The following is a 25,443-nucleotide window of genomic DNA, read 5'->3' as shown; positions in this document are numbered from 1 at the left end:
CGCGAGACGACCCAACCATTGAAAAGTCTAGACTTTTTGACGTCTGGTATGGGAACCCAGCGCGGCTAGCGGGTTGGCTTTGACCGTCGCTTTGGTGTAATGCTTCCAGTTCTATGGGCATTCGAGGGTGGCGGGCGGCCAGATTATTCCGGCGGCAAGCGCCTCAAATGGTTTGAAAAAACTGAACCGGGACGGGTGAAGAGCGACCAACGTGAGGGATATCACGTGGTCCAATCCGGAGTGCATCTAGGCTGACAACCAGGCAACGGCCTGCCGGGGCGGCACCGAGTGTCTGGCTTTCTCTGCGCGGTGAGCGCGCAACCCATCTCGCATCGGGCCCAAGGCTTCAACTTGGGTCCCGACAAGCAAAATTGGAATATCGCTGTGACCACATTTACTAAAACGCCGCTTCTTGACACCATTCGCACGCCCGATGACCTGCGCAAGCTCAAGGTCGAGCAGGTGCGGCAGGTTGCCGACGAACTGCGCCAGGAAACCATCGACGCCGTGTCGGTGACCGGCGGGCATTTCGGCGCGGGCCTCGGCGTGGTCGAGCTGACCACCGCGATTCACTACACCTTCGACACCCCGCGCGACCGCCTGATCTGGGACGTCGGCCACCAGGCCTATCCGCACAAGATCCTGACCGGACGCCGTGACCGCATCCGCACGCTGCGCACCGGCGGCGGCCTCTCCGGCTTCACCAAGCGCACCGAGAGCGATTACGACCCGTTCGGCGCCGCGCATTCCTCGACCTCGATCTCGGCCGGCCTCGGCATGGCGGTCGCCCGCGACCTCTCCGGCGGCAAGAACAACGTCATCGCCGTGATCGGTGACGGCGCGATGTCGGCGGGCATGGCCTATGAGGCGATGAACAATGCCGGCGCCATGAACTCGCGCCTGATCGTGATCCTCAACGACAACGACATGTCGATCGCGCCGCCGGTCGGCGCGATGAGCGCCTATCTGTCGCGACTCTACTCCGGCAAGACCTATCGCACGCTGCGTGAGGCGGCCAAACAGATCAACAAGCGCCTGCCGAAGATCATCGCCAACCGCGCCAACCGCGTCGAGGAATATTCCCGCGGCTTCATGATGGACGGCGGCACGCTGTTCGAGGAGCTCGGCTTCTACTATGTCGGCCCGATCGACGGCCACAATCTCGACCATCTGCTGCCGGTCCTGAAGAACGTCCGCGACATGGAGACCGGGCCGATCCTGGTCCACGTCGTGACGCAGAAGGGCAAGGGCTACGGCCCGGCCGAAGCTTCCGCCGACAAGTACCACGCCGTCGTGAAATTCGACGTTGCGACGGGTACCCAGGCGAAATCAAAACCGAATGCGCCGGCCTACCAGAACGTGTTCGGCCAGAGCCTCGTCAAGGAAGCCGAGAAGGACGACAAGATCGTCGCCATCACCGCGGCGATGCCGTCCGGAACCGGCGTCGACATCTTCAACAAGGCGTTCCCGAACCGCACCTTCGACGTCGGTATCGCCGAACAGCACGCGGTGACGTTCGCCGCCGGCCTCGCCACCGAAGGCTACAAGCCGTTCTGCGCGATCTATTCGACCTTCCTGCAGCGCGGCTATGACCAGGTTGTCCACGACGTCGCGATCCAGAGCCTGCCGGTTCGCTTCGCGATCGACCGCGCCGGCTTGGTCGGCGCTGACGGCGCGACCCATGCAGGTTCCTTCGACAACGCCTATCTCGGCTGTCTGCCGAATTTCGTGATCATGGCTGCCTCCGACGAAGCCGAAATGGTCCACATGGTGGCCACCCAGGTTGCCATCAACGACCGCCCGAGCGCGCTGCGTTATCCGCGCGGCGAAGGCCGCGGCGTCGAGATGCCGGAAGTCGGCATTCCCCTGGAGATCGGCAAGGGCCGCATCGTTCGCGAGGGCAAGAAGGTCGCGCTGCTGTCGTTCGGTACCCGCCTCGCCGAGTGCGAGAAGGCGGCCGACGAACTCGCCGCCCACGGCCTCTCCGCAACCATCGCCGACGCGCGCTTCATGAAGCCGCTCGACGAAGAGATGATCCTGAAGCTCGCACGCGAGCACGAGATCCTGCTCACCATCGAGGAAGGCTCGATCGGCGGCTTCGGCTCTCACGTCATGCAGCTGCTCTCCGACAACGGCATGCTGGACGGCGGCCTGCGGATGCGCGCGATGATCCTGCCCGACGTGTTCCTCGACCATGACTCGCCGGCGGCGATGTACGGCCGCGCCGGTCTCGACGCCAAGAGCATCGTAGCCCGGGTGTTCGAAACCCTCGGCAAGGATTACAAGACCGAGACCGTCAAGCTCGCGTAATCCGTCCGGGCGGCGCGCACGCGCCGGCAAGTCCATGATCATCTATCTGGCAGGTCCTGACGTGTTCCTGCCGGATGCCGTAGAGATCGGCCGCCGCAAGGCCGAGATTTGCGCGAGCCACGGATTGACCGGGCTCTATCCGCTCGACAATGCGGTGAACCTCACAGCTGCCGGGGCGTCCCTCACCATCTTCAAGAGCAACGAGGCGATGATGGAGTCCGCCGACGCCATCATCGCCAATTTGACGCCGTTTCGCGGCCCCAGTGCCGACGCAGGCACAGTCTACGAACTCGGCTACATGGCGGGATGCGGCAAGCTGTGCCTCGCCTATTCGAACGATCCCGCATCCTACGTCAATCGGGTGGCGCGGCTGCAGCGGGTGGTAGCGGCGCCGGACGGCCGCCTGATCGATGCCGACGGGCTGACGGTGGAAGAGTTTGGACTGCCGGATAATCTGATGATGATACATGCGCTTGAATTACATGGCGCCCCGCTGGTGACGCCGAGGGCGGCCTCCGAAAACATCTGGCACGATCTCGAATCCTTCGAGGCCTGCGTCCGCCTGGCGGCTGAGCGCGCGCAGAACCGGTCGGGCTTCAATTGACCGGCAAGGACAAAAGCGATGGGCCGGACAGCAAGCGCATCGACGTATTGCTGGTCGAACGTGGCCTGTTCGAAAGCCGGGCGCGGGCACGCGCGGCGATCGACGCCGGCCTCGTGATCGCCGACGGCAAGCCGGTCGCGAAGGCCTCCGAAATCATCCCGGTGAAGGCGCAGCTTTCGGCGCAGCCCGCGCATCCTTACGTCTCGCGCGGCGGCGTCAAGCTCGCCGGCGCGCTCGAGCACTATCCGATCGAGATCGAGGATCACGTCTGCCTCGACGTCGGCGCGTCCACCGGCGGCTTCACCGAGGTGCTGCTTGCCAACGGCGCCAGCCTGGTGTTTTCAGTCGATGTCGGCCACGGCCAGTTGCATCCCTCGCTGCAGGGACATGCCAAGATCGTCTCCATGGAGGAGACCGACATCAGGAGTTTTGAGGGCAAGCGCCTGCCGGCGCGGCCCGATGTCATCGTGATCGACGTCAGCTTCATTTCGCTGAAGGCGGTGCTGCCGGTGGCGCTGTCGCTGGCGGCGGCGCCGATGCATCTGCTCGCGCTGATCAAGCCGCAGTTCGAAGCGGCACGAAAGCACTCCAAACGCGGCATCATCCGCAACGCGATGGTGCATCAGGAGATCTGCGACGACATCGCAGCCTTCGCGGCTTCGCTCGGTTGCACCGAGATCCAGGTGTTCCCGTCCTCGATCTCCGGCGGCGACGGCAATATCGAGTTCTTCATCGGCGCGCGCCGTGGCTGAAACAATCACCATCGATCATGTCGGCCACCGCGGCGATGGCGTGGCGCTCGCGAACGGGCACGGCGTCTACGTGCCCTATACACTTGGCGGCGAGACCGCCGAGGTCGAAGCCACCGACAACGATCCCGAACGGCGGCGGCTGGTCCGTGTCATCAAGCCGAGCGCGGAGCGGATCACGCCGTTCTGCGATTATTTCGGACAGTGCGGCGGCTGCGCCATCCAGCACTGGCAGGCCGATGCCTATCGCACCTGGAAGCGCCGCATCGTGGTCGACACGCTGGCGCAGTCCGGTATCGCCTGCGAGGTCGCCGAGATCGTCGACGCCCATGGCGCCGGCCGCAGGCGCATCACCCTGCATGCCCGCCGCGGCACCAACGGCGAGCTGCGCATCGGCTTCGCCGCCGCAGGCAGCCACGCGATCGTTGCGATCGCGGATTGCCCGATCCTCGATCCGGGATTGCACGGCGCACTCGACGCCGCCCGCGCAGTTGCCGAGGCGTTGAAGCCCGCCAACAAGCCGCTCGATATCCAGATCACCGCGACCGGCAGCGGCCTCGACATCGACGTCCGCGGCTCCGGGCAGGTACCGACCGCTGTCATCGCAGCCCTCTCGCGGATTGCCGAAACACACCGGCTGGCGCGGCTGACGCGCCATGGCGAGCTGGTGCTGATGCGCAACGCCCCCGTCGTCACGATGGGCAGCGCGCAGGTTGCGCTGCCGCCCGGCTCCTTCTTGCAGGCGACCGCGGCCGGCGAGGAGACGCTGGCCGCGCTGGTGCAGGATCGCTGCAAGCGCGCAAAACACATCGCCGACCTGTTCTGTGGCGTCGGACCGTTCGCGTTGCGGCTCGCCGCGCGCACGCGCGTGACCGCTTTCGACAACGATGCCGGCGCGGTGACGGCGCTGCAGAAGGCTGCGACCGCGACCAAGGGCCTGAAGCCGCTCAAGGCCGAGGCACGCGACCTGTTCCGCCGCCCGCTGATGCCGCAGGAATTGCGCGACTACGACACGGTCGTGTTCGATCCGCCGCGGCAAGGCGCGCAGGCGGTGGTGACCCAGTTCGCGGCCAGCAAGGTGCCGACCGTCGTCGCGGTGTCCTGCAACGTCGCAACGTTCGCGCGCGATGCGAAAATCCTGATCGATGGCGGCTATCGGATCGAGGAGGTCACCCCGGTCGACCAATTCCGCCACACCGCGCATGTCGAGCTGGTGGCGCGGTTTTCGCGCTGAGCAGGCGGGATGGATGAGAGCCTAACAAACCGATCGCTGAAATCGTAGGATGGGTGGAGCGAAGCGATACCCATCATTTGGGTCGAGGCAAGGATTGATGGGTTTCGCTTCGCTCTACCCATCCTACGGTAGTGGCGCTACCGCCCCCACCTGTCCTGCCAGATCTTCTCGCCGATCAGGCAATTGACCCGCGGCTCCTTCTCGGCGACGGGCACATGGCGCGGCTCCGGGGTGCGGCCGGCGACTTCGAGCAGCAATTTGGTGCGGATCGCCTCCTTGAATTTTTCGCGATCCTTGATCGTCACCACGAAGGAGCCGGGGCCGCCGATCACGCAGTCTTCATAGTACCAGTCGAGATTCTCGATATCCATCGTGGAGTAGGACGGCTCCTTCACCATGATCGGGAGGCCGTTGATGACGATGCCTTTGTCCAGCGCCGCTTCGCGCGCCGGCGTGATCGGCATCCCGTTGTTGTTGGGCCCGTCGCCGGAAATATCGATCACGCGCCGCAAGCCGCGATACGGATTTTCGTCGAACAGCGGCATCGCGAAATAGATCGCGCCCGAGATCGAGGTGCGCGAGGCGCGGCGGACCGGCGTCTTCAGGATCTCGGCCGAAACCGCGTCCGCGGATTCGGGGCCGTCGATCACTCGCCAGGGGATGATGACCTTCTGGTCGTTGGAGGCGGCCCATTCGAAATAGGTGATCGCGATCTTGCCGTTCGGGCCGGCCTTCAGCGCTTGCAGAAACTCCCTGGAAACGATCGCCTGCGCGTAACCTTCGCGCTGGATCGCGAGCTCGTCCATGTCCATCGAATAGGAGACGTCGACCGCGATGATCAACTCGACATCGACGCTCGGGGTGGATTCCTTTTCAGCCAGCCGATGGCCGGACTGTGTTGCCGGCGCGGGCGCGGCAGCACCGGCCACATCGCCGCCGGCAAGCATGCCCGCGACAAGCACGGCTCCGATCGAGACATACCAGCGCATCGCGGCCCTCCCGTCGTGTGAATGTCATCGTGACACGCAAATCAGGCGACGAAAAGCGCGAACATCAATCGCTCTTCACATTCAGTTCAAGCGTCGCTCGCCATGATTTGGGCGATGATCGCGTTGCGCGCCGTGCTGCTGCCGCAATGAGCCCGTGCAAATCGGCTGGTTCCAACGACGGGCGAAAGCCGGTATTGTTACGGGATAACCGCGAAGGAGGTGCCGGGCGATGCCCGATACCGTCATCAAGCCGAAAGCCAGGACGAAGACCAAGGTCGAGCGGCCGCGCCTGCACAAGGTGATCCTGGTCAACGACGACTTCACGCCACGTGAATTCGTCGTCACCGTGCTCAAGGCCGAATTCCGCATGACCGACGACCAAGCCTACAAGGTGATGCTGGTTGCGCACCAGCGCGGCGTCTGCGTCGTCGCCGTCTTCGCCAGGGATATCGCCGAGACCAAGGCGACGCGCGCAACCGACGCCGGCCGCGCCAAGGGATATCCGCTGCTGTTCACCACCGAGCCTGAGGAATAGCCCGCAGTCACCATTCCGCCGGCTGTACGGGTTGCGTCCGCCGCTCCGCCGCAATGTCGGCGACAACGGCTCCCATCACCAGCGTGCCTCCGACCAGCGCGCGGACCGACGGCACCTCGGCAAACGCCAGCCACACCCAGAACGGCATCAGCGGTGTCTCGAGGGTGGCGATGAGCGACGCCTGTCCTGACGGTAACAGCCTGGAGCCCAACGTGAACAGCGTCAGGCCCAATCCGACCTGGCAGATCCCGAACAGCGCGAGCACGCCGAGGTTCGCCGCTGTGACCGATCCGAGCCCTTGCGCGAAGGGAATGCTGACCAGGCTGCCGAGAAAATTCGACAGCGCCGCAGCCGCAACCATCGAGGTCTCCCGGTGCCTGCGAATGGCGACCGTCATGATGGAAAGCGCGAGCATCATCAGGCAGGCCAGCCCAATGCCCCTGTAATCGCCAATGCCGCCGGCGCCGCTGACGGTGACGACCACCCCCGCGAACGCCACCACGCTGGCCAACAGCGTCCGCGGCCGCACCGTCTCCCGAAGCCATATCCAGGCGATCGCGGCGGCGGCAAACGGCTGGACCGCGATGATAACAGCGACATTGGCGACGCTGGTGAGCTGCAAGGCCGGAATGAACGTCACCATCCCGACAGTCGAAAGGCCGGCTACCAGCCATCCGCTTGGGCGCATCGCGATGAGGTCGCGAACGCCGCGGCGGCCTTGCATGACGACCAGCACCAGCGCGATCACGCCACCGCCGAACAGCCCACGCCAGAACAGGATGGTCCAGGAATCGAATTGAAGCAGCCGAGTGAAGAACGGCGCGGTACTCCATGCCACCGCCGCCGCAACGATGAGTGCGACACCGGTGCGGTGCTGGGAGGTAACTTCCGGCATTTCGCCTCTAGGACTCGTTGAGATGTGGTCGAACGGCGACGGGACACTGTTCCCTATCCCCATTCTTACGGCAGCCTGCCTCCGCAGGGACACACTGCCAAAACATCGAAAACAACCCCATGCAAAGGAGCCGGCTGCTGCCGGCGCTCGACAAGACGACTTGACACGTCGGGCAACTCAGCGGCATTATTCCATTATTCCGAAATCACGCAAAGTGCCCTCGCCCCGGACTGCCCTGCCGCAAGCGGGGCGAGGTGAAGCGAGGGCTTTTGCTCGATTCGATGTAGTGGCAGCTGCGCTAGCCCGGGGCCGCGCGCGACGCCTCGTCGGCCAGGCCATAGACCCGCTCGGCCTTCGCGAATCCGGCAATCGGAAATTCGCCGAGATCGCTCCAGCCGCCGTTGCATATCCCGGCGAAGCCCTCGGAGGCGACCACGGTGCGGCCGAGACGGCCGGCGATCTTTTCCAGCCGCGCCGCGAGATTGACCGCCGGACCGATGCAGGTGAAATCGAGCCGGTCGCCGCCGCCGATATTGCCGTAGAGCACGCGCCCGACATGCAGTGCGATGCCGAAGCGAAAGCGCTCGACCGCCTCACGATGGGAAAACTGCAGCGCCGCGACGCTGGCGCGGGACTCGCGCGCCGCTTCGAGCACCCGTGAGCAGACCTGCGCTTCGTCGCTGACATATTCGTCGACCGGAAACACCGCGAGCAGGCCGTCGCCCATGAATTTGAGCACCTCGCCGCCCTGTTCGCGGATCGCGGCGACCTGGCAATCGAAGTAGAGGTTGAGGATCTCCACGATCGTCTCGGCTGGCAAGCGGTCCGACAGTGCGGTGAAGCCGCGCAAATCGGACAGCCAGATCGCGGCATTCATCGTGTCGGCATGGCCACGCCTGATCTGGCCGCCGAGAATCCGCTCGCCGGCACGATTGCCGACATAGGTATCGAGCAGCAATGAGGCGGTGCGGCGCAGGGTGACGATCTCGATGTAACGCGCCAACGGAACCGCGATCGACCGCAGCGCGTTCAACTGTTCTTCGGTGAAGCCGCCCGGCTGCTTGGTGGTCCAGCTCGACGCGTTGACGAAGCCGTCGGTATTGATCAGCGGCAGGGCGATGTAGTCGGTGACGCCTTCCGCGCGCAGGTCCTCGATGATCGGAAAGCGCGCGCTCGCGGGATCGTCGAGCCGCGCCCTCACTTCAAGTCCCTGCTTGAAGACGGTCGAAAGCGGGCTGGCGATGAATTCCGGGGCGTTCTGGATGTCGTGATCGACGGTGCCCAGTTCGACCTCGGCTCCAGGCTTCCAGAGAAAATTGCGGCCGTAAATCTCGGGATGCAGGGTACGAACGAAGACGCCGACGCGCCACAGCGGCAGACCGGCCCGGACCAGGCGTTCGCAGCATTCCGCCATCATCTGCGGCGGTGTGGGCGCCGAGCGTGCGCCGCCGATCATCCACTCGTTGATGTCCCGCAACTCCGACACGTTCATGGCAGTCCCTTAAGGCGAGCGCCCGTTCTGGCAACCACCACTATATAGGGGTCAGCGCCCGGTCTGCCCGCGATCGCGCAGAAAATGATCGGCCAGCACGCAGGCCATCATGGCCTCGCCGACAGGCACGGCGCGGATGCCGACGCAGGGGTCGTGACGGCCCTTGGTCAGGATGTCGGTGTCGGCGCCCTTGCGGTCCACGGTCCGCCGCGAGGTCAGGATCGAGGATGTCGGCTTCACCGCAAAGCGCACCACCACCGGCTGCCCGGTCGAGATGCCGCCGAGGACGCCGCCGGCATTGTTGGACAGAAACCGCGTGCCCTCATTGCCGGTCCGCATCTCGTCGGCGTTCTGCTCGCCGGACAATTCGGCGGCACCGAAGCCAGCACCGATCTCGACGCCCTTCACCGCATTGATGCTCATCATCGCCGCGGCAAGGTCGCTGTCGAGCTTGGCATAGATCGGCGCGCCGAGTCCGGCCGGCACGCCCTCGGCTGTGACCTCAATGACAGCGCCGATCGAGGAGCCGCTCTTCCTGATACCATCGAGATAGCTTTCGAAGAACGCCGCCTTGTCCTTGTCCGGGCAATTGAACGGATTGCGGGCGATCTCGTCCCAGTCCCACTTCTCGCGGTCAATCTTGTGCGGGCCGATCTGAACCAGCGCGCCGCGCACCTTGACCTCGGGCATAACCTTGCGCGCGATCGCACCGGCAGCGACGCGGGTCGCGGTTTCGCGGGCCGAGGAACGGCCGCCGCCGCGATAGTCGCGCAGGCCGTATTTCGCCTCATAGGTGAAGTCGGCGTGGCCGGGGCGAAACTTGTCCTTGATCTCGGAATAGTCCTTGGAGCGCTGGTCGGTGTTCTCGATCAACAGCGCGATCGGCGTGCCCGTCGTCACCTGCACACCGGTCTCCGGATGCACCATCACGCCGGACAGGATCTTCACCGCATCCGGTTCCTGGCGCTGGGTGGTGAAGCGCGACTGGCCGGGACGGCGGCGATCGAGATCGTGCTGGATCTCCTCCACGCTAAGCGGGATCAGCGGCGGGCAGCCATCGACCACGCAGCCGATCGCAACCCCGTGGCTTTCGCCGAAGGTGGTGACGCGGAACATGTGGCCGAAGGTGTTGAAGGACATTTGCTCGCTGGGTGCACGTCAATGCTGACTTGTCGTAACGCGCGGAGGCACTGCGGTCAAACAACTACGCCGTCATTCCGGGGCGATGCAAAGCATCGAACCCGGAATCTCGAGATTCCGGGTTCGCCCTTCGGGCGCCCCGGAATGACGGCGTGTGGGAACACGGCGCTCTTAACTATATTTCCGCAGGTCCCCGTCGTCGAACACATAGACCGCGCCCTGCTCGATGCTCAGGTCCGCGGCACTTGCCGGGGTCTCGAAGCCGAGCGCCACCATCAGCGCCCGCGCCGTGCCGCCATGGGCGACAGCGACCGTGGCGGAGGTGACCGAGCGGTACCAATCGGTCATCCGCTCCTGTACGTCGACGTAGCTCTCGCCACCGGGCGGCGACATCGTCCATTTCTCGACCTGGCGCCGCGCATAGAGCGCGGGGTCGGCGGCTTGCGCCTCCTTCAGCGTCGAACCCTCCCACGCGCCGTAGCCGATCTCGCGCAGCCGACTATCGAGCGCGTAATCGCTCGGCGGCAAGCCGAGCTCGGTGCGCGCCAGCTCCATGGTCGCCCGCGCCCGGATCAGCGGGCTTGCGACGAATGACAGCGCGGCGGTGTCATGACCGTCGCAGGCGAGCAGATCGGCGAGGATGCGCCCGGCATGGGCCGCCTGACGGCGGCCAAGATCGTTCAGCGCGATGTCCTGCACGCCTTGCAGCCTGCCTTCGGCATTCCACGACGTCTCACCGTGGCGGATGTAATAGATCGTGGGCACCGGCATGGCTCTGGCAGGCTAGTCCTTCGCCAGCGTGACATCAGGCGCGTCGAGCCGCTTCATGCCGACGACGTGGTAGCCGGAATCGACGTGGTGCACCTCGCCGGTGACGCCGCGCGACAGGTCCGAGAGGAAATACATTCCGCTGTCGCCGACCTCCTCGATGGTCACGTTGCGGCGCATCGGCGCGTGCAGCTCGGTCCATTTCAGCAAATAGCGGGAATCGGCGATCCCGGCGAAGGCCAGCGTCTTGATCGGCCCCGCCGAGATTGCATTGACGCGGATGTTCTTCTCGCCGAGATCGGCGGCGAGATAGCGCACGCTGGCCTCGAGCGCGGCCTTCGCCACGCCCATCACGTTGTAATGCGGCATCCACTTCTCGGCGCCGTAATAGGTCAGCGTCAGAATCGAGCCGCCGTCGGTCATCAGCTTCTCGGCACGCTGGGCGACCGCGGTCAGCGAGTAGCAGGAGATCAGCATGCTCTTGGTGAAATTTGCCTCGGAGGTCTCGATATAGCGGCCGTCGAGTTCGTCCTTGTCGGAGAAGGCGATCGCGTGCACGACGAAGTCGATCTTGCCCCATTGCGCTTTCACGGCATCGAACACCGCGTCGATGGTCGCAGCTTCGGTGACGTCGCAATGGCCGAGCAGGACCGCGTCGATCTCCTTGGCCAGCGGCTCGACCCGCTTCTTCAGCGCGTCGCCCTGCCAGGTCAGCGCGACCTCGGCACCGGCGGCGTGGCATGCCTTCGCGATGCCCCAGGCGATCGAGCGGTTGTTGGCGACGCCGAGGATCACGCCGCGCTTGCCCTGCATCAGCCCTGACATCTGCGACATGAGGTTTCCCGGGTGTCCAATCACGCTGCGAATTTTCCGGTCTGGGAGGTACACCAGCACTCTGGCCGGGTACAGTCCAAATTGGCGTCGACTAACGCCGGTTGCGCAAATCCGCACAGCCGGAATAGTCACGCAATTTGGGTGTTATGTTTGGCAAGGCGCGGCCAAGACCATCCGCGCCGAGACCATCTGAAGACTGGTATGCATGACCGCGTTTCGTCAAAGTGTCGAAGCCATGATCCCGGCGCTCCGCCGCTATGCGCGCGCGCTCACGCGTGATGCCGACATCGCCGACGACCTGGTGCAGGATACGCTGGTGCGCGCGCTGCGCTCGGAGCGGCTGTTTCTCGGCGGCGACGTCAGGAGCTGGCTCTATACGATCCTGACCAATCTGAACAAGAACCGCCGGCGTTCGCTGGCGCGGCGGCCGACCATCATGCCGTTGCTCGACAACAATGCCGATGCCAGCGGCACCGAGGCGGAGGGGCGCGACATCGCGCGCGCGCTGTCGACGCTGGTGGAGGAGCAGCGCTCGGTGCTGCTGCTGGTGATGCTGGAGGGACTGAGCTACCGCGAGGTCGCCGACATCCAGGGCGTGCCGATCGGCACGGTGATGTCCCGCCTCGCCCGCGCCCGAGCCCATGTCAGGGCGTCGCTGGACGGCGAGCGCCCGGCGCTCAGGCGGGTGAAATGACGATGACACGGTGCGCAGTGGCGAGCGTTATGCATATCAGAACAAGATTTGGACGATATCTGAACAGGATTTGGCAGAGACGACTGAAATGACCGATCCCAACATCCCCGTCACCGAAGACGAGCTTCATGCCTATGTCGACAACGAGCTGCCGGCCGAGCGCCGCGGCGACGTCGAGGCGTGGCTCGCGGCGCATCCCGACGACGCGGCCCGGGTGCAGTCGTGGCGCGCGATGGCCGAGGCGCTGCATGCGCGCTACGATCAGGTGCTGGACGAGACGGTGCCGAAGCGGCTCGAGATCGAGCGGCTGGTGCGCCAGCCGCGGCGCTGGGTCTATGGCGCGATCGCGGCAACGCTGGTCGCTTTCATCGCCGGCGGCGGCGCCGGCTGGGTCGCCCGCGGCGCGGCTGCCACGCCGTCGACCTTCCAGAGTTTCACGGTCGATGCGCTCGATGCGCATCGTCTCTACGTGGTCGAGGTCCGTCATCCCGTCGAAGTGCCCGGCAGCGAGCGTGACCATTTGCAACAGTGGCTGACCAAGCGCTGCGGCTGGGACGTCCGCGCGCCGGAGTTGGCCGGGCTGAAGCTGGTCGGCGGCCGGCTGCTGCCCGGACCGAGCGGGCCGGCATCGTTCCTGATGTATGAGAGCACGTCCGGCGAACGCTTCACGGTCTACACCGCAAAGGCGGAGACCGAGGCGACGCAGATGCGCTACTCTGTCCATGGCAGCGATGGCGCGCTGTTCTGGGCCGACCGCGGCGTCGCCTATGTGGTCTCAGGCGGCAGCGACCGCGGGCGTCTGACCCAGGTCGCGCAGGCGGTCTACGACCAGATGGAAAAGAGCGGCGGATGATGCCCGTAATTCTACGGGAATCTGCCGCTCCGGACGCATGCAATTGCAGTGAGTGAATCCAGCCTCACTCAGCGTCCCAATTCCGACATTGAAAATTTCGAATCGCGACATTGGCGCGTCTCAATATCGCACCGGATGCTCACGCGAATATGATCCGCGCCCGATCCGCCGATCGGCGCACGCGGCCTCGATTGGGGTTTGGTACCGCGCTGGTCCCCCTCTCGAGGCCGCACTTCTCTCTCCGCCGTCCCGACATCTGCGCGCCGCAGAATCGGGACCGACGGCCTGTCATCCTTTGACGCGCTCACAATGCTGTCTGTCTACCCCGGCAAAGTCCGGGGCAGCTCAGTTTCGCATCTCGAGCGCGTTTTCGGCGGTCAGCCGAGATCGCTGCGCGGATTGTAGGGGTGTTGATCGCGCCACGTTTGCATCAATGCCTCGAGGTCGGCATCGTTCCCGTCGGGAAGGATGATGCGGGTGGTGACGTAGAGATCGCCTGATACGCCTGCCTTCGGCAGACCCTTGCCCTTGAGGCGGAAAATGCGGCCGCTCGAGGTATTTTTCGGGATCGACAATTCGACCGCGCTGCCAAGCGTCGGCACGCGAACCTTGCCGCCGAGCACCGCCTCGTACAGCGTCACGGGCAGATCGACCCTGAGATCGTTGCCGTCGACCTTGAAGAACGGATGCGGCGCGATCGAGATCGTGATCAGGAGATCGCCGGGCGGATGACCCTGCGCGGTCTCGCCCTGCCCCTTCAGCCGGATCTGCTGGCCGGCGGTGACGCCTGCGGGAATCTTGACGTTGAGCTCGCGCCCGGTCGGCAGCCGGACGCGCTTCTCGCCGCCATTGACCGACTCCTCCAGCGTGACAGTCATGGCGACGGAAAGGTCGAGGTCGACCCCGACCCCGCCACCCTCGAACTCGAACGGGCTGGCGCGCCCGGTGCGGGCGCCGCCGCGATTGGCGTTGCCGAACATGCTGTTGAGAATGTCCTCGAAGCCGCCGCCAGCCATGCCACCCGGACCGGCGCGGAACGTGTGGGACTCGAATCCACCAGGACCGGCACGGCCACCCGCGCCGCCGCCGGGAAAACCCTGGAAGCGCGGCTTGCCGTCGCCATCGATCTCGCCACGGTCGAACTGCTTGCGCTTGTCCTCGTCGCCGATGATCTCGTTGGCGGTGTTGAGCTCCGCAAAGCGGTCAGCCGCCTTCGGGTCGTTTTTGTTGCTGTCGGGATGATGCTTCTTGGCGAGCTTGCGATAGGCGCTCTTGATCGTCGCGGCGCTGGCGCTCCGCTGCACCCCCAAGACCTCATAGGGGTCGCGCATCCGTCACGTCTCCTTTATGGGAAAAACAGTCCTGAATTCGGAACCCATTGGGCTCACTTCGCTTACATCTGGGGGCTCAGTGGCATTTTTGCAACTGGTCCGGCGTCCCAATTCAGTTACGGACGCCGCTGGCCGGCCGCTCAGGACTTTCTCCACGGCTTCAAACTATGAATTTCCCACCGTCCCTGTCCACCCTTGCAAGCGGCGCCCTGCAGCCAGCTCTCGGTGGCTCCATTGACGTAGCTCGCAAGGAAGTCCCGGCAGGTCCGGCCGTCCTCGCCCGAATAGGCCTCGGCCAGCGGCGTCACCGAGCCGCGCGCGCCGGTCTCGGGATTCTCCCAGGGCTGGCTGGCGTCCTTGTCGCCCTTGGTGAGGACGTCGGAAGCGGCGTTGCGGGCGAAGGCGAGATCGCCCTCGGACGGCAACTGCGCGTTCGCCTTGGTCGGGCTGATCGATCCCGTCACATCCTTGTCGTCCATCTTGGCGAAAGCATCGTTGCGCGACAGGCTGCAGCCGCCCGCACCGACGCCGATGAGAATCAATGTAACCACCGCGCCCGCGGGGCGGATCGCCGATATGCCAACGCGCGCCCATGTCCTATATAGGGCTGATAACGCGTTCTGGGACGCGGGCGAATGCAAATCGGAACCCCTGACATGACCGACACGACCTCCATCAAACACCCGGCACCGTTAACATCGGGTGATTTTACCGCAGCGGAGGATCCGTTCGCCCTGTTCGGCGAATGGTTTGCGGAAGCGGTCAAGTCCGAGCCGAACGATCCGAACGCGATGGCGCTCTCGACCGTCGATGCCGACGGCCTGCCCGACGTCCGGATGGTGCTGATGAAGGGCTTTGATGCCGATGGCTTCGTCTTCTACAGCCATATTGCCAGCGCCAAAGGCCGCGAATTGGCCGCAAATCCTAAGGCGGCTTTACTGTTTCACTGGAAATCGCTGCGCCGGCAGGTCCGCGTCCGCGGGGCCGTCACGCCGGTGAGCGAGGCCGAGGCCGACGCCTATTTCGCCACCCGGCCGAAACAGGCGCAGATCGGCGCCTGGGCCAGCAAGCAGTCGCAGCCGCTGGAAAGCCGGTTTGCTTTCGAACAGGCGATCGCCAAGGTCACGGCGAAACATCTGATCGGCGAGGTGCCGCGCCCGCCGGGCTGGAGCGGCTGGCGCATCACACCCTCATGCTTCGAGTTCTGGCACGACCGTCCCTACCGCCTGCACGACCGCATCGAATTCCGCCACGACGGCGCGGGTCCGACCTGGTCCAAGGTCCGGCTCTATCCGTGATGATCACAGCCTGAACGACGCCGACCCGAAAGACGCCGACCTGAAAGAAGCCAACCTGAAAGAAGCAATGTCCCCTCCGTCCAACGCGCCGCGCCGTACCCTGCTCCTCACTGGCGCCAGCCGCGGCATCGGCCACGCCACTGCCATCCGGTTTGCCTCCGCCGGTTGGCGCGTCATCACCTGCTCGCGGCATGCCTTTCCGGAAATTTGCCCCTGGGGCGCGGGACCGGAAGATCATATCGAGGTCGATTTCGGCGACCATGACGACACGGTTCGCGCGATCTCGGAGATCCGCAAACGGCTGGTGAACGACGAGTTGCACGCGCTGGTCAACAATGCGGCGATCTCGCCGAAGGGACCAGGTGGCGCGCGGCTCGGCACCATGGACACCGATGTCGAGACATGGCTGCACGTGTTCCGCGTCAACTTCTTCGCACCGATCATGCTGGCCCGCGGGTTGATCGATGAGCTTCAGCACGCCAAAGGCGCGGTGGTGAACGTCACCTCGATCGCGGGCTCGCGCGTGCATCCATTCGCCGGCGTCGCTTACGCGACCTCGAAGGCGGCGCTTGCTTCGCTGACACGGGAAATGGCGTCCGACTTCGGCCGCGTCGGCGTTCGCGTCAATTCGATCGCGCCGGGCGAGATCGACACCGCGATCCTGTCGCCCGGCACCGAGAAAATCGTCGAGCAGCAAATCCCGATGCATCGCCTCGGCACGCCGGACGAAGTTGCCAAGATCATTTACGTTCTCTGTACGGAAACCAGCTCTTACGTGAACGGTGCGGAAATCCACATTAACGGTGGTCAGCACGTCTGAGAGTTGGATAGGCCGTCATTGCGGGGGAAGGTTGCTGCGAAGCGATCCCGGCCGCCGCCGCGGCCGTCTGTCCGGATTGCTTCCACTGCAGGTGCAATGAGGCAACGAGGCTGCTGCCCCTAATCCGCGTAGAACCTGCGCGGCTTTTTCTCAAGCGGCTGCAGCGCGATGTCGTTCAACGCGCTGGAGCATTCGTCTTCGTTCTCACCATCGAGCAACGCAGCGTCACAGTAGCGGCAAAGCCTCGGCGAGATCGCCTGTACCTTGCCTCCTGCGCGGTCCTGTTGATAGCGCGCAAAATCGATGACGTTACGCCGTGGCGTTATGATTTTCTCAACCATTGCTGTCCTCCGGCTTCGAGGCGGGCGTTATCGCAGACAAGTTTCGCCCAAACGTTCAGCGCAACGCTCAAATTTTAGCAGAGGAAATGAGGCAGCCGCCCCAATCCCAAAACGTGACGCCCCGGATTCTTGTTTGACGCGTTTTCTTCACGCGAACCGGTATCCACTTCGCTCGAAAACGCTATCTACAGCCACTTCTTCCACTTGAAGAGCCAGTACGGCACGATCGCCGCAGCCAGCATCATGATCAGCGCCAGCGGATAGCCGTGCGCCCATTCGAGTTCCGGCATCACCTTGAAATTCATGCCGTAGATCGAGGCGATCAGCGTCGGCGGCATCAACACGACAGCCATCACCGAGAACAGCTTGATGATGTTGTTCTGTTCGAGATTGACGACGCCGAGCATGGCATCGAGCACGAAGGTGATCTTGCTGGAGAGATAGGACGCGTGGTCGGTCAGCGAGGCCACGTCACGCTGCATGGTCTTGAGTTGCTCGCGCATGTCCTTTGACCATTTCATGCCTTCCATGACCGCTGAGAGGAAGGTCACGACGCGACCGATCGAGACCAGGCTCTCGCGGACCTTCGATGTCAAATCGCCCTTGCGGCCGATCTGGATCAGGATCTGCGAATATTGCTTGGCGTGGCCGTGGCGCTCGCTTTCGGGCTCGAAGATGTCGTGGGAGACCTGATCGACGTCAGCGCCGGCGCGTTCCAAAATGTCGGCGCAGCGGTCGATCACGGCATCGAGCAACTCGACCAGCACCATCTCGCCGGTGATCCCAGGCGCGCAGGCCCGCGCCAGCTTGTTCTCGACCAGCGCGAACGGTTTTGGTGCGTCGTAACGTACCGTTACCAACCGGTGGCCCGACAGGATGAAGGTGACGGCCGTCGTGCGCGGCATGTCGGTGTCGGATTGACACATCAGCGTCGCCGTCATGTAGCGCGCGCCGTTCTCGATATAGAGGCGGCTGGAAATCTCGATCTCCTGCATGTCCTCCCGGGTCGGAACTGCAATCCCTGCCAGCCTCTCGACCGCCCGGTCCTCCTCCCCGGTCGGGTTCACCAGATCGACCCAGACCGCGGTATCGGGCAGTGCCGCGAGGTCGCCCACGGCGGCCTTCTTGAGCGAGACATCGGAAGGGACGAACACCGATAGCATCAGGAACTCCACGAAACAGGCGGGCAGGCAGGGAGGCAAGCGACAGACAGGTCCTTGGGACTTAGCGCGATTCTGGCAAGCGCTTCATGACCGGCGGATTAACCGGGCATCCATATTTGTGGCGGCCAGGTGGCGGTGACGTGGCGCCAGTTCGGCGACCGTTGCCTGTTTGCACAAAATTCGGCCCGGCACCAGAAACTTGCGGCAAAAAAGCCACAGAGCATGTCCCGCAGCGCGGGAGGGGCATCTAAACGCTGGGAATAATGAGGGGTTTCGGCGATAATGCCATTACTGGAATCGTGGCGTTTGGGGCGCAATAATGGCGCTTTAGGGCGCGGGTTTTCGATTGGACCGTATCATGTCGCTCAAAGTTACTTTCGGAATTCTGGCCGCGGGCCTGATGTTGTCGGGCTGTATGCAGGCCACGACCTATGAGGCAACCAACACCTCGACCTTCAAGCCGCACGACAAGGAACTGCTGGCCAAGAGCAGCTTCGTCCAGACGCCGGTCGCTGAGCCGTTCCGTCGCGCCATCGTCGAATATCACCGCAAGGAAGTCCCGGGCTCGATCGTGGTCGATTCCGACAACCACTACCTCTACTACGTGCTGAATGACGGCAAGGCGATCCGCTACGGCATCACCGTCGGCGAAGAAGCGATGGCTTGGTCCGGCATCGCCAAGGTCGGCAGCATGACCGAGTGGCCGGCCTGGCATCCGACCCCCGGCGAAATCTCCCGCCTCGGCGTTCCCACCTTCGTGGCACCGGGTCCGGACAATCCGATGGGCTCGCGTGCGATGTACCTCTACTCGGGCGGCAAGGACACGCTGTTCCGCATTCACGGGACCAACCAGCCGGAATATATCGGCGCCTCGATCTCCTCGGGCTGCATCCGCATGACCAACGTGGATGCCATCGACCTCTACAACCGTGTCAAGATCGGCACTGTTGTGGTGGTGTTGGAGCCGAAGCACGGCGACTCGCCGTACAATTCGCAGATGGCGCTGCAAGGCGGCGGCGGCAATAACACGGGCGCCGGAGCCACGGCCTACTGATCCGTCAGGCTATCACGAACGCATTCAAAAGCGCCGGTTTTGCCGGCGCTTTTTCGTTGGTCGCGTATGCTGGCGAGTAGCAAGTAGAAAGGGAGAGCAGCCACTGCTCTATTCGCCATTCCCTATTCGCCCTTCTTCGCCACCTCCCGCGGCGGCGCCTCCTCCGGGCGTTCGGCCGGCAACAGCGGTGCCGTCTGCGGCAACGGGTCGTACACGTTCCACTGGCAGATCCGGTAATTGCTGCGCCGTTCCATCAGGTCGAGATGGATGTGGTCCTCGTGGTACCAGTCCGAGCCCGGGCCGAGTACGGTGGAGAAACGCGCACAGACCGAACGCAGCACGCTCGCACGCAAGACGCGCGGCACGCTGCGATCGGTCAGCGAGATCGACGTGCCATTGGCGAGCTTGAAGGCGCGGACGTCGAGCGCATTGGCGCGGCCATGCTCGGAGAGCAGTGCGCCGACGACGCGGTTGCGGCCGCGGCACTCGAACGAGTCGAAATTGTCGAGGCCGCTGATCGTACTCCCCAGCCCCTGCGCGATCGGTGCGATGTCGGATCGAACCCAGTCGGCGATTGCGGCTGCCATCTTGCAGCGGAGGATCGCCGCCGGCGTCACCGCGACCTTCCGCTTGTCCGGCAACACGATCGCTTCCAACCGCACCAGATCCTCGCCGCCGCAACCGCCGGCACCATGGATGTCGGGAATGCTTGGCGCGATCGCGATCTCCTCGGTCAGCGCCTGCCGACAGGCCGAGAGCTGAGCCGCGGCAGGCGCCGGGGGCTCGGCAGGCTTCACTGCCTCGGCGGGTTTGGCGGTCTCCGGAGGGCCGGCCGTCCCGGCCGGCGCCTGCGTCTCGGCTGCAGGCTCCTCGGTCGCCGCCGGTGCCTCGGCCGGGCGGGGCTTGGGCAGCGGCACCACGTGGCGCGCGGTGGCCCGCGGCTTCGTCGGCCGGCCAAACAGGTCATCCCAGGGAAAGGCCACCGGCCGGCGCGCCGCCTCCGCCGGCTCGGCCTGCATGCCAAGCCAGAGCAGGGCCATGGCAGCGGTAACCATTGCCGCGCCCCCGCGGCGAAACGCGCCATCAGCCCATTTTCGGCTTGCTTTCTCCGCGCTACAGTTCATGTCAATTCCGTGATGTCACTACCGGCCGCCCAAGATGCCGGTGGATCATGCGCGAGGATCGAGGAGGAGTGTGCGTATGCTTGGCTTGATGCAAGACTGGCCGTTGCTGTGTCACAAGATTATTGAGCACGCCGCGAAATATCACGGCACGCAGGAGGTCGTGACCCGGTCGGTCGAAGGTCCGATTCATCGCACCAACTACGCCGAAATCCACGCCCGCGCACTGAAAGTCTCGCAGAGCCTGGAACGCGATGGCATCAAGCTCGGCGACCGCGTCGCCACTATCGCCTGGAACACCTGGCGCCACCTCGAGGTCTGGTACGGCGTCATGGGGATCGGCGCGATCTGCCACACCGTCAATCCGCGGCTGTTCCCGGAACAGATCGCCTGGATCGTCAACCACGCCCAGGATCGCATCGTCATCACCGACCTCACCTTCGTTCCGGTGCTGGAGAAGATCGCAGGCCAGCTGCCGAGCGTCGAGCGCTACGTGGTGCTGACCGACAAGGCGCATATGCCGCAGACCACGCTGAAAAACGCGGTCGCCTATGAGGACTGGATCGCGGCGTCCGACGGCAAGTTCCAGTGGAAGACCTTCGACGAGAACACCGCGGCGGCGATGTGCTACACGTCGGGCACGACGGGCGATCCCAAGGGCGTGCTCTATTCGCACCGGTCCAACGTGCTGCATGCGTTGATGGCCAACTCGAAGGACGCGCTCGGCACTTCCGCCGCAGACACAATGCTTCCGGTGGTGCCGTTGTTCCATGCCAACAGCTGGGGAATCGCCTTCTCCGCGCCTTCGATGGGCACCAAGCTCGTGATGCCCGGCCCGAAGCTCGACGGCGCGTCGGTGTATGAGTTGCTTTCAACCGAGAAGGTCACCCACACCGCCGGCGTGCCGACGGTGTGGCTGATGCTTCTACAGCACATGGCCGCCAACAACCTCAAGCTGCCGGATTTGCAGATGGTGGTGTGCGGCGGCTCGGCGATGCCGCGCTCGATGATCAAGACCTTCCTCGACATGGGCAGCCAGGTGCGCCACGCTTGGGGCATGACCGAGATGAGCCCGCTCGGCACCCTCGCGACCCTGAAGCCGCCGTTCGACACACGCACCGGCGAGGAACGGCTCGACATCCTGCAGACCCAGGGCTACCCGCCATACGGCGTGGAGATGAAGATCACCGACGATGCCGGCAAGGAGCTGCCGTGGGACGGCAAGACCTTCGGGCGGCTCAAGGTCTCTGGCCCCGCGATCGCAAAGGCCTATTTCCGGGTCGATGCCAACATCCTCGACGAGGAAGGCTTTTTCGACACCGGCGACGTGTCGACGATGGACGAACACGGCTATATGCGGATCACCGACCGCTCCAAGGACGTGATCAAGTCCGGCGGCGAATGGATTTCGTCGATCGATCTCGAGAACCTTGCCGTCGGCCATCCGGCGGTCGCGGAAGCCGCGGTGATCGGCGTCCATCACCCCAAATGGGACGAGCGGCCGCTTCTGATCGTGCAGCTCAAGCAGGGCCAGAATGCCACGCGCGAGGACATCCTGAAGTTCATGGACGGCAAGATCGCAAAATGGTGGATGCCCGACGATGTCGCCTTCGTCGACGGCATTCCGCACACCGCGACCGGCAAGATCCTCAAGACCGCGCTGCGCGACCAGTTCAAAGACTACAGCTTCCCGACCGCTGCGGCGTGACGGCTTTCTTATCCTCCCCTGGAGGGGGAGGATCGGTTCGCATGGAGCGTAGCGGAATGGGAACCGAGGTGGGGTGATCTCTCCACATCGGTACTGTTGGACGCGGAGAGACCGTCACCCCACCCCGCCGCTCATTTCATTCGCGTCGACCCTCCCCCTCCAGGGGAGGGTGAAGACTGCCCATATTCCCTTGAATTTGCCGCAGGTCCATGGTCTCACACGGGCAGGTCTCGGCGGCATTGGTCGCCCGGCACATTGCAACCGGCAGATTTTTCGACGATGGCGCGCAGGTTTTCCGCTCCCTACCAGCAGGAGCCCGTGTCCGGTCTCGCCACCTGGTCGCGCAACCTCGCCATCTTCTCCGTCGTCGCGGTCGCGGTCTCGATCATCATCGTCCGCTTCGGCTTCCTCGAGGTGAAGCCGGCGCTAATGACGTTCTTCGGCGCGCTGGGCTGCGCCGGCCTGTCGATGCTGGTCGGCCTCGCTGCCTTCGCCGCGATCTGGCAGAACGGCACCCGCGGCATGGGCCGGATCCTGCTCGCACTGATGATCGATGTCGTCGTGCTCGCCTACCCCGCCTACCTGACCTATCAGTACCGCAAGCTGCCGCGGATCTACGACATCACCACCGATCCGATCGACCCGCCGAAGTTCGAGGCGCTGGCGCGGTTGCGTACCGGCGAAGGCACCAATCCGGCCGCCTATGCCGGCCTCTATTCGGCTGAGCGGCAGCGCCTCGCCTACCCCGATATCGAGACCGTCGAACTCGAGGTTCCGGTCGACCGCGCCTATGAGGCGACGCTGCGGCTGGTCAACCGCCGCAAATGGCTGGTCATCGACGAGCGCGCGCCGCAGCTGCCGCGCCGCATCGGCCGGATCGAGGCGGTGGCGCGGACGCCGATCATGGGTTTCCGCGAGGACATTTCGATCCGGGTCACGACCGACGGCGACGACTCGCGGGTCGATATCCGCTCCGCCTCGCGCTATTTCGATACCGATCTCGGCAGCAATGCCGCACGGGTGAAGAAACTGATCGACGATATCAATACCGCGGTCGACAATGACAACGCCAAGCCGGCAAAGAAGCCGCCGGCCGCGCCGAAGGCACCGGCGGCCAAGACGGTGAAGAAATGACGCGCCAGCGTCATTCCGGGGCATCGCGCAGCGATGAACCCGGAATCTCGAGATTCCGGGTCTGGTGCTCACGCACCATCCCGGAATGACGTTTGGGTAGAGCTCCGCCCCCTACGCCAATCTATACGTCCCACCGATCACCGGATCGCCGTCCGTCGCCACGATCCCGCGCGCAACCAGATCCTCCAGATGCGCCAGCACGGAATAGCCGGCGGCATTGGCGAGCCGCGGATCGAGGCCGATATAGATCGCGCGCACCATGGTCGGGATGTCGGCCTCGCTCTTGCCGAGCCGATGCAGGATCGAGGTCTCGCGCGCGCGGCGATGACGCGTCAGGAAGCGGACGAAGCGCGGGCCTTCCGGAATCTCCGGACCATGGCCTGAGAAGTATAGTTGCTCGGGCCGCTGCTCCAGCCGCTCCAGCGAGGCCATGTAGTCGATCATCGAGCCGTCGGGCGGCGCCACGATCGAGGTCGACCAACCCATCACATGGTCGCCGACGAAGTTGATGCTGCGCTCGCCCCAGGCAAACGCCAGATGATTGGCGGTGTGGCCGGGGGTGGCGACCGCTTCCAGTGCAAACCCTGCACCTTCGATGACGTCGCCGTGCTTGATCTGCACGTCGGGGCGGAAATCGCGATCGGCGCCGGATTCCGGATTGTGCTTCTCGCTCTCGAAGCGCGGCCGCGAGGCGCGGTGCGGGCCCTCGGCATAGACGGGCGCGCCGGTCGCAGCCTTGATCCGCGGCGTGTTCGGCGAATGGTCGCGATGGGTGTGGGTGACCAGGATATGCGTCACGGTCTCGCCTTTGACCGCATCGAGCAGCGCCTTCGCATGCGCCTCGTCATCGGGACCGGGATCGATGATCGCGACCTTGCCGGTGCCTACGATGTAGCTGACCGTGCCGGTGAAGGTGAACGGGCTCGGATTGTTGCAGAGGACGCGCCGCACGCCGGGGCGGATTTCTTCGACCACGCCGGGCTTCAGCGGGAAGTCGCGGTTGAACGGGATGTCGTCGTTGTCGGCCATGGGGGTGACTACTCCAACGTCGTTCCGGGGCGTCCGCAGGACGAACTATGGTGCGCAATTGCGCACCTGAGAACCTCGAGATTCCGGGTTCGCGCTTTCGCGCGCCCCGGAATGACGATGCAAGGATTTACGAAAACGCCTGGATGCCGGTGATCGCGCGACCGAGGATCAGGGCGTGGACGTCGTGGGTGCCCTCGTAGGTGTTCACGGTTTCCAGGTTCGCGGCGTGGCGCATCACGTGATATTCGATCTGGATGCCGTTGCCGCCGTGCATGTCGCGCGCCACGCGGGCGATGTCGAGCGCCTTGCCGCAATTGTTGCGCTTGACGATCGAGATCATCTCCGGCGCCATCTTGCCCTCGTCCATCAGGCGGCCGACGCGCAGTGAGGCCTGCAGGCCGAGCGCGATCTCAGTCTCCATGTCGGCGAGCTTCTTCTGCACCAGCTGGGTGGCGGCGAGCGGCCGGCCGAACTGCTTGCGGTCGAGCGTGTATTGGCGGGCGCGGTGCATGCAGTCCTCGGCGGCGCCGAGCGCGCCCCAGGAGATGCCGTAGCGGGCGCGGTTGAGGCAGCCGAACGGCCCCTTGAGACCGGAAACGTTGGGCAGCAGCGCGCTTTCCGGCACCACCACATTGTCCATCACGATCTCGCCGGTGATCGAGGCGCGGAGCGAGAGCTTGCCGTCGATCTTCGGCGCCGAGAGGCCTTTCATACCCTTTTCCAGGATGAAGCCGCGGATCTGGTTGTCATGCGCGGCCGATTTGGCCCAGACCACGAAGACGTCGGCGATCGGCGCGTTCGAAATCCACATCTTGCTGCCGTTGAGCCTGTAGCCGTCGGCGACCTTCTCGGCGCGGGTCTTCATGCCGCCAGGATCGGAACCAGCGTCCGGCTCGGTCAGGCCGAAGCAGCCGACCCATTCGCCGGTCGCAAGCTTGGGCAGATATGTCTTGCGCTGGTTTTCGTCGCCATAGGCGTAGATCGGATACATCACCAGCGAGGTCTGCACCGAGTTCATCGAACGATAGCCGGAATCGACGCGCTCGATCTCGCGCGCCACCAGGCCATAGGCGACGTAGCTCGCATGGGCGCAGCCATATTCCTCGGGCAGCGTGACGCCGATCAGGCCGAGTTCGCCCATCTCGTTGAAGATCTCGCGGTCGGTCTTCTCGTCCAGATAGGCCTTGGTGACCCGCGGCGCCAGCTTGTCCTGCGCATAGGCCCGCGCAGTGTCGCGGATCAGGCGCTCGTCCTCGGTCAACTGGTCGTCGAGCAGGAATGGATCATCCCACTGGAAGCTGGCCGCAGCCGGTTTGTCCTTGGCCTGGGGGCGCACGCTCATGAAAC

25 protein-coding genes are annotated in these 25,443 nt (G+C 64.5%); 12 read left to right on the top strand and 13 right to left on the bottom strand.

Features of this window, described 5'->3' with window-relative positions; genetic code table 11:
* The first annotated feature begins 384 nt into the window (after positions 1-384).
* From dxs to UP10_RS10745, 4 genes are read left to right on the top strand one after another with little or no spacing between them, the layout of a single operon-like run.
* The gene (dxs, locus tag UP10_RS10760) at positions 385-2,310 is read left to right on the top strand and encodes a 1-deoxy-D-xylulose-5-phosphate synthase (protein ID WP_044587462.1); all 1,926 of its coding nucleotides are present in this window, start codon (positions 385-387) and stop codon (positions 2,308-2,310) included.
* 34 nt (positions 2,311-2,344) lie between these two features.
* Positions 2,345-2,914 carry a nucleoside 2-deoxyribosyltransferase gene (locus tag UP10_RS10755; protein ID WP_044587327.1) on the top strand — a complete coding sequence of 190 codons (570 nt, stop codon included), beginning with the start codon at positions 2,345-2,347 and terminating at the stop codon, positions 2,912-2,914.
* Positions 2,911-3,666 (top strand): TlyA family RNA methyltransferase, encoded by a 756-nt coding sequence (locus tag UP10_RS10750; protein ID WP_044587326.1) that lies wholly within the window; start codon positions 2,911-2,913, stop codon positions 3,664-3,666. The genes UP10_RS10755 and UP10_RS10750 overlap by 4 nt, the downstream gene beginning before the upstream one ends.
* On the top strand, positions 3,659-4,897 hold the full coding sequence (locus UP10_RS10745) for a class I SAM-dependent RNA methyltransferase (RefSeq protein ID WP_044587325.1): 1,239 nt from the start codon (positions 3,659-3,661) through the stop codon (positions 4,895-4,897). Before UP10_RS10750 ends, UP10_RS10745 begins: the two co-directional genes overlap by 8 nt.
* A gap of 137 nt (positions 4,898-5,034) precedes the next feature.
* Here the strand turns inward: UP10_RS10745 and UP10_RS10740 are convergent, their stop codons facing one another.
* Positions 5,035-5,886 (bottom strand): DUF1194 domain-containing protein, encoded by an 852-nt coding sequence (locus UP10_RS10740; protein WP_044587324.1) that lies wholly within the window; start codon positions 5,884-5,886, stop codon positions 5,035-5,037.
* Positions 5,887-6,115: 229 nt separating this feature from the next.
* Between UP10_RS10740 and clpS the strand changes: the two genes are divergently transcribed.
* Positions 6,116-6,421 (top strand): ATP-dependent Clp protease adapter ClpS, encoded by a 306-nt coding sequence (gene clpS / locus UP10_RS10735; RefSeq protein WP_044587323.1) that lies wholly within the window; start codon positions 6,116-6,118, stop codon positions 6,419-6,421.
* 7 nt (positions 6,422-6,428) lie between these two features.
* Here the strand turns inward: clpS and UP10_RS10730 are convergent, their stop codons facing one another.
* From UP10_RS10730 to fabI, 5 genes are all read right to left on the bottom strand, one after another.
* Positions 6,429-7,316, bottom strand: a complete 888-nt coding sequence (locus tag UP10_RS10730) for a DMT family transporter (RefSeq protein WP_044587322.1) — start codon at positions 7,314-7,316, stop codon at positions 6,429-6,431.
* A 298-nt stretch (positions 7,317-7,614) separates the two neighbouring features.
* A complete protein-coding gene (locus tag UP10_RS10725) occupies positions 7,615-8,808 on the bottom strand; it encodes an adenylate/guanylate cyclase domain-containing protein (protein WP_044587321.1) in 1,194 nt (397 codons plus the stop codon).
* A gap of 51 nt (positions 8,809-8,859) precedes the next feature.
* Positions 8,860-9,948 (bottom strand): chorismate synthase, encoded by a 1,089-nt coding sequence (gene aroC / locus UP10_RS10720; protein WP_044587320.1) that lies wholly within the window; start codon positions 9,946-9,948, stop codon positions 8,860-8,862.
* Positions 9,949-10,119: 171 nt separating this feature from the next.
* A complete protein-coding gene (locus UP10_RS10715) occupies positions 10,120-10,719 on the bottom strand; it encodes a histidine phosphatase family protein (RefSeq protein ID WP_044587319.1) in 600 nt (199 codons plus the stop codon).
* 12 nt (positions 10,720-10,731) lie between these two features.
* Entirely contained in the window at positions 10,732-11,550 is an 819-nt protein-coding gene (gene fabI / locus UP10_RS10710) for an enoyl-ACP reductase FabI (RefSeq protein ID WP_044587318.1), read from the bottom strand.
* 205 nt (positions 11,551-11,755) lie between these two features.
* On the opposite strand from fabI, the gene UP10_RS10705 reads away from it, so the two are divergent.
* Positions 11,756-12,244, top strand: a complete 489-nt coding sequence (locus UP10_RS10705) for a sigma-70 family RNA polymerase sigma factor (protein ID WP_044587317.1) — start codon at positions 11,756-11,758, stop codon at positions 12,242-12,244.
* An 88-nt stretch (positions 12,245-12,332) separates the two neighbouring features.
* On the top strand, positions 12,333-13,097 hold the full coding sequence (locus UP10_RS10700) for an anti-sigma factor family protein (RefSeq protein WP_044587316.1): 765 nt from the start codon (positions 12,333-12,335) through the stop codon (positions 13,095-13,097).
* A gap of 377 nt (positions 13,098-13,474) precedes the next feature.
* On the opposite strand, the gene UP10_RS10695 is transcribed toward UP10_RS10700, so the two are convergent.
* Both UP10_RS10695 and UP10_RS10690 read right to left on the bottom strand, forming a co-directional pair.
* Positions 13,475-14,428: a DnaJ C-terminal domain-containing protein gene (locus UP10_RS10695; protein WP_044587315.1), complete on the bottom strand. Its 954-nt coding sequence runs from the start codon at positions 14,426-14,428 to the stop codon at positions 13,475-13,477.
* Between the two features lie 140 nt (positions 14,429-14,568).
* Positions 14,569-14,979 carry an RT0821/Lpp0805 family surface protein gene (locus tag UP10_RS10690; RefSeq protein WP_197086779.1) on the bottom strand — a complete coding sequence of 137 codons (411 nt, stop codon included), beginning with the start codon at positions 14,977-14,979 and terminating at the stop codon, positions 14,569-14,571.
* A gap of 105 nt (positions 14,980-15,084) precedes the next feature.
* Between UP10_RS10690 and pdxH the strand changes: the two genes are divergently transcribed.
* Together pdxH and UP10_RS10680 are read left to right on the top strand one after the other, a co-directional pair.
* On the top strand, positions 15,085-15,726 hold the full coding sequence (gene pdxH, locus UP10_RS10685) for a pyridoxamine 5'-phosphate oxidase (protein WP_044587313.1): 642 nt from the start codon (positions 15,085-15,087) through the stop codon (positions 15,724-15,726).
* Between the two features lie 67 nt (positions 15,727-15,793).
* On the top strand, positions 15,794-16,546 hold the full coding sequence (locus UP10_RS10680) for an SDR family NAD(P)-dependent oxidoreductase (RefSeq protein WP_044587312.1): 753 nt from the start codon (positions 15,794-15,796) through the stop codon (positions 16,544-16,546).
* Between the two features lie 119 nt (positions 16,547-16,665).
* Here the strand turns inward: UP10_RS10680 and UP10_RS10675 are convergent, their stop codons facing one another.
* Both UP10_RS10675 and UP10_RS10670 read right to left on the bottom strand, forming a co-directional pair.
* Positions 16,666-16,887 (bottom strand): hypothetical protein, encoded by a 222-nt coding sequence (locus UP10_RS10675; RefSeq protein ID WP_044587311.1) that lies wholly within the window; start codon positions 16,885-16,887, stop codon positions 16,666-16,668.
* Positions 16,888-17,072: 185 nt separating this feature from the next.
* Positions 17,073-18,050 (bottom strand): magnesium transporter CorA family protein, encoded by a 978-nt coding sequence (locus tag UP10_RS10670; RefSeq protein ID WP_044587461.1) that lies wholly within the window; start codon positions 18,048-18,050, stop codon positions 17,073-17,075.
* A gap of 358 nt (positions 18,051-18,408) precedes the next feature.
* Between UP10_RS10670 and UP10_RS10665 the strand changes: the two genes are divergently transcribed.
* Positions 18,409-19,104: a L,D-transpeptidase gene (locus tag UP10_RS10665; RefSeq protein WP_044538289.1), complete on the top strand. Its 696-nt coding sequence runs from the start codon at positions 18,409-18,411 to the stop codon at positions 19,102-19,104.
* 122 nt (positions 19,105-19,226) lie between these two features.
* On the opposite strand, the gene UP10_RS10660 is transcribed toward UP10_RS10665, so the two are convergent.
* Complete coding sequence (locus tag UP10_RS10660; protein WP_044587460.1) at positions 19,227-20,228, bottom strand: extensin family protein; 1,002 nt, start codon at positions 20,226-20,228, stop codon at positions 19,227-19,229.
* Between the two features lie 76 nt (positions 20,229-20,304).
* On the opposite strand from UP10_RS10660, the gene UP10_RS10655 reads away from it, so the two are divergent.
* Positions 20,305-21,933 carry a fatty-acid--CoA ligase gene (locus UP10_RS10655; protein ID WP_044587310.1) on the top strand — a complete coding sequence of 543 codons (1,629 nt, stop codon included), beginning with the start codon at positions 20,305-20,307 and terminating at the stop codon, positions 21,931-21,933.
* Between the two features lie 279 nt (positions 21,934-22,212).
* Entirely contained in the window at positions 22,213-23,067 is an 855-nt protein-coding gene (locus UP10_RS10650; protein WP_044538287.1) for a DUF1499 domain-containing protein, read from the top strand.
* 111 nt (positions 23,068-23,178) lie between these two features.
* Here UP10_RS10650 and UP10_RS10645 read toward each other — a convergent pair whose 3' ends face one another.
* Positions 23,179-24,096, bottom strand: coding sequence for an MBL fold metallo-hydrolase (locus tag UP10_RS10645; protein WP_044587309.1), 918 nt, complete (start codon positions 24,094-24,096; stop codon positions 23,179-23,181).
* A gap of 127 nt (positions 24,097-24,223) precedes the next feature.
* Complete coding sequence (locus UP10_RS10640; RefSeq protein WP_044587308.1) at positions 24,224-25,438, bottom strand: acyl-CoA dehydrogenase; 1,215 nt, start codon at positions 25,436-25,438, stop codon at positions 24,224-24,226.
* Positions 25,439-25,443 lie beyond the last annotated feature (5 nt).

Source organism: Bradyrhizobium sp. LTSPM299 (genome assembly GCF_000938235.1).
Lineage (GTDB): Bacteria > Pseudomonadota > Alphaproteobacteria > Rhizobiales > Xanthobacteraceae > Bradyrhizobium.
Note: the sequence above shows the minus strand (reverse complement) of the source record. Positions and strands in the feature narration are given on the sequence as shown.

What these genes read in the sequence shown, in the direction of transcription:
- UP10_RS10665 (WP_044538289.1), top strand. Translation starts at nt 18,409, where the DNA reads ATGTCGCTCAAAGTTACTTTCGGAATTCTGGCCGCGGGCCTGATGTTG.
- fabI (WP_044587318.1), bottom strand. Translation starts at nt 11,550, where the DNA reads ATGTCGCAGATGTCAGGGCTGATGCAGGGCAAGCGCGGCGTGATCCTC.
- UP10_RS10705 (WP_044587317.1), top strand. Translation starts at nt 11,756, where the DNA reads ATGACCGCGTTTCGTCAAAGTGTCGAAGCCATGATCCCGGCGCTCCGC.
- aroC (WP_044587320.1), bottom strand. Translation starts at nt 9,948, where the DNA reads ATGTCCTTCAACACCTTCGGCCACATGTTCCGCGTCACCACCTTCGGC.
- UP10_RS10680 (WP_044587312.1), top strand. Translation starts at nt 15,794, where the DNA reads ATGTCCCCTCCGTCCAACGCGCCGCGCCGTACCCTGCTCCTCACTGGC.
- UP10_RS10645 (WP_044587309.1), bottom strand. Translation starts at nt 24,096, where the DNA reads ATGGCCGACAACGACGACATCCCGTTCAACCGCGACTTCCCGCTGAAG.
- UP10_RS10675 (WP_044587311.1), bottom strand. Translation starts at nt 16,887, where the DNA reads ATGGTTGAGAAAATCATAACGCCACGGCGTAACGTCATCGATTTTGCG.
- UP10_RS10740 (WP_044587324.1), bottom strand. Translation starts at nt 5,886, where the DNA reads ATGCGCTGGTATGTCTCGATCGGAGCCGTGCTTGTCGCGGGCATGCTT.
- pdxH (WP_044587313.1), top strand. Translation starts at nt 15,085, where the DNA reads ATGACCGACACGACCTCCATCAAACACCCGGCACCGTTAACATCGGGT.
- UP10_RS10660 (WP_044587460.1), bottom strand. Translation starts at nt 20,228, where the DNA reads ATGAACTGTAGCGCGGAGAAAGCAAGCCGAAAATGGGCTGATGGCGCG.
- UP10_RS10755 (WP_044587327.1), top strand. Translation starts at nt 2,345, where the DNA reads ATGATCATCTATCTGGCAGGTCCTGACGTGTTCCTGCCGGATGCCGTA.
- UP10_RS10640 (WP_044587308.1), bottom strand. Translation starts at nt 25,438, where the DNA reads ATGAGCGTGCGCCCCCAGGCCAAGGACAAACCGGCTGCGGCCAGCTTC.
- UP10_RS10725 (WP_044587321.1), bottom strand. Translation starts at nt 8,808, where the DNA reads ATGAACGTGTCGGAGTTGCGGGACATCAACGAGTGGATGATCGGCGGC.
- UP10_RS10730 (WP_044587322.1), bottom strand. Translation starts at nt 7,316, where the DNA reads ATGCCGGAAGTTACCTCCCAGCACCGCACCGGTGTCGCACTCATCGTT.
- UP10_RS10655 (WP_044587310.1), top strand. Translation starts at nt 20,305, where the DNA reads ATGCTTGGCTTGATGCAAGACTGGCCGTTGCTGTGTCACAAGATTATT.
- UP10_RS10695 (WP_044587315.1), bottom strand. Translation starts at nt 14,428, where the DNA reads ATGCGCGACCCCTATGAGGTCTTGGGGGTGCAGCGGAGCGCCAGCGCC.
- UP10_RS10715 (WP_044587319.1), bottom strand. Translation starts at nt 10,719, where the DNA reads ATGCCGGTGCCCACGATCTATTACATCCGCCACGGTGAGACGTCGTGG.
- UP10_RS10670 (WP_044587461.1), bottom strand. Translation starts at nt 18,050, where the DNA reads ATGCTATCGGTGTTCGTCCCTTCCGATGTCTCGCTCAAGAAGGCCGCC.
- UP10_RS10650 (WP_044538287.1), top strand. Translation starts at nt 22,213, where the DNA reads ATGGCGCGCAGGTTTTCCGCTCCCTACCAGCAGGAGCCCGTGTCCGGT.
- UP10_RS10700 (WP_044587316.1), top strand. Translation starts at nt 12,333, where the DNA reads ATGACCGATCCCAACATCCCCGTCACCGAAGACGAGCTTCATGCCTAT.
- clpS (WP_044587323.1), top strand. Translation starts at nt 6,116, where the DNA reads ATGCCCGATACCGTCATCAAGCCGAAAGCCAGGACGAAGACCAAGGTC.